This is a genomic window from Streptococcus infantis (assembly GCF_047460825.1).
Lineage (GTDB): Bacteria > Bacillota > Bacilli > Lactobacillales > Streptococcaceae > Streptococcus > Streptococcus infantis_V.
The window spans coordinates 1-2,165 of sequence record NZ_JASHFO010000058.1 but is presented as its reverse complement, the minus strand read 5'-3'; the positions used below and the strand labels follow the sequence as shown (position 1 = coordinate 2,165).

Here is a 2,165-nt window from a genome sequence, read left to right as displayed (position 1 = left end):
CAAGCACATCAGCTTCAACAAGTGCAAGTACATCAGCAAGCACATCAGCTTCAACAAGCGCAAGTACGTCAGCTTCAACAAGTGCAAGCACATCAGCAAGTACGTCAGCTTCAACAAGTGCAAGCACATCAGCAAGTACGTCAGCTTCAACAAGCACATCAGCTTCAGCAAGCACATCAGCTTCAACAAGCGCAAGCACATCAGCAAGCACATCAGCTTCAACAAGCGCAAGCACATCAGCTTCAACAAGTGCAAGTACATCAGCAAGCACATCAGCTTCAACAAGCGCAAGTACGTCAGCTTCAACAAGTGCAAGCACATCAGCAAGTACGTCAGCTTCAACAAGTGCAAGCACGTCAGCTAGCACATCAGCTTCAACAAGTGCAAGTACGTCAGCAAGTACGTCAGCTTCAACAAGTGCAAGCACGTCAGCTAGCACATCAGCTTCAACAAGTGCAAGTACGTCAGCAAGCACATCAGCTTCAACAAGTGCAAGTACGTCAGCTTCAACAAGCGCAAGCACATCAGCTTCAACAAGTGCAAGCACATCAGCTTCAACAAGTGCAAGTACGTCAGCTTCAACAAGTGCAAGCACGTCAGCAAGCACATCAGCTTCAACAAGCGCAAGTACGTCAGCTTCAACAAGTGCAAGCACATCAGCAAGTACGTCAGCTTCAACAAGTGCAAGTACGTCAGCAAGCACATCAGCTTCAACAAGCGCAAGTACGTCAGCTTCAACAAGTGCAAGCACATCAGCAAGTACGTCAGCTTCAACAAGTGCAAGCACGTCAGCTAGCACATCAGCTTCAACAAGTGCAAGTACATCAGCAAGCACATCAGCTTCAGCAAGCACATCAGCTTCAGCAAGCACATCAGCTTCAACAAGTGCAAGCACATCAGCAAGCACGTCAGCTTCAACAAGCGTAAGCACATCAGCTTCTGAATCAAGATCAGCTTCACCAAGCACGTCAGCATCAGCAAGCACGTCAGCATCAGCAAGCACATCAGCTTCAGCAAGCACGTCAGCATCAGCAAGCACGTCAGCATCAGCAAGCACGTCAGCATCAGCAAGCACATCAGCTTCAGTAAGCACATCAGCTTCTGAATCAAGATCAGCTTCACCAAGCACGTCAGCATCAGCAAGCACATCAGCTTCAGTAAGCACATCAGCTTCTGAATCAAGATCAGCTTCAGCAAGCACGTCAGCATCAGCAAGCACATCAGCTTCAGTAAGCACATCAGCTTCTGAATCAAGATCAGCTTCACCAAGCACGTCAGCATCAGCAAGCACATCAGCATCAGCAAGCACATCAGCTTCTGAATCAAGATCAGCTTCACCAAGCACGTCAGCATCAGCAAGCACATCAGCATCAGCAAGCACATCAGCTTCTGAATCAAGATCAGCTTCAGCAAGCACATCAGCATCAGCAAGCACATCAGCTTCTGAATCAACATCGGCTTCAGCAAGCACATTAGCTTCTGCAACGGTAGAATCAGCAGGTTATTCAAGAAAACAATTACCAAATACTGTTTCAGAAAATTCTAATTCATCTGTACTTCTAGGCGCTTTGGCAGCTATTACAGGTTTAGGTTTGTTTGCAAAACGTCGTAAAGATAAGAATGAAGATGAAATCTAAGATATCTTCCTCTTTGTCAACTGTAGTGGGGTGAAGAAAAGCTAACATCTGGAGAGGACGATCGTTGTCCTCTCCGTTTTTATAGGCTCATTGTCAACTGTAGTGGGTTGAATAAAAGCTAACATCTGGAGAGGACAATTGATGTCCTCTTCATTTTTATATTCAGAGCGATGAAAATTCGTTTCTTAAAGTTGTCAAAGTTCTTAAAACCAGAGGCATTACGCTTGATGAGTTTAATGAGATTATTAGTCGCTTCCAATTTGGCGTTGGAATAGGGTAACTGGAGGGCGTTGACGATTTTCTCCTTGTCCTTGAGAAATGTCTTAAAGACAGTCTGAAAAAGAGGATGAACCTGCTTTAGATTGTCCTCAATGAGTCCGAAAAATTTCTCGGGCTCTTGATTCTGAAAGTGAAAAAGCAAGAGCTGATAGAGATTATAGTGGTGTCTCAAGTCTTCTGAATAGCTCAAAAGCTTGTCTAGAATCTCCTTATTTGTTAAGTGCATGCGAAAAGTAGGGCGATAAAAAC

Annotated in this window: 2 protein-coding genes; one reads left to right on the top strand and one right to left on the bottom strand. The window is 45.0% G+C overall.

The annotated features are described in order from the left end of the window. Window positions 1–1,637: LPXTG cell wall anchor domain-containing protein (locus tag QM911_RS09765; RefSeq protein WP_414313872.1), on the top strand; the 1,637-nt coding region annotated here is incomplete at its 5' end. Between the two features lie 118 nt (window positions 1,638–1,755). On the opposite strand, the gene QM911_RS09760 is transcribed toward QM911_RS09765, so the two are convergent. Beyond that, window positions 1,756–2,165: transposase (locus tag QM911_RS09760; protein ID WP_414313871.1), on the bottom strand; the 410-nt coding region annotated here is incomplete at its 5' end.